Consider the following 297-nt stretch of genomic DNA (forward strand, 5'->3'; position numbering starts at 1 on the left):
GGTGTTTTCGGATTGTGTATAATCTCGACTTCTCCCTGCACCAGTTCGCTTTCGCAATGTCTCGGCTGATGTTTCGGATTTCCTTTTCCCAATAATAGCCAGTTGTAGTCTACCTTGTCCCCCAATTTGTCGAGCAACAAGCGGAAATCGATGCTGTTTCGTGCGCCCCAATTGGTGACTGTGGCTCTCGAAACTCCCAGATATTCAGCTAGTTCGCTGTCTCTTTTTAGGTTTAACGCCTGTTTGGCACGCTTGATGATACCTAATACATCCAAATTTGTATCCATTCTGTTTTTT

1 protein-coding gene is annotated in these 297 nt (G+C 44.8%); it reads right to left on the reverse strand.

The window, feature by feature from the left end:
• Positions 1–287: helix-turn-helix domain-containing protein (locus DW173_RS24295; protein WP_233562308.1), on the reverse strand; the 287-nt coding region annotated here is incomplete at its 3' end.
• Positions 288–297: the final 10 nt, after the last annotated feature.

Source organism: Bacteroides sp. AM16-13, from assembly GCF_003602705.1.
Taxonomy (GTDB): domain Bacteria; phylum Bacteroidota; class Bacteroidia; order Bacteroidales; family Bacteroidaceae; genus Bacteroides; species Bacteroides xylanisolvens.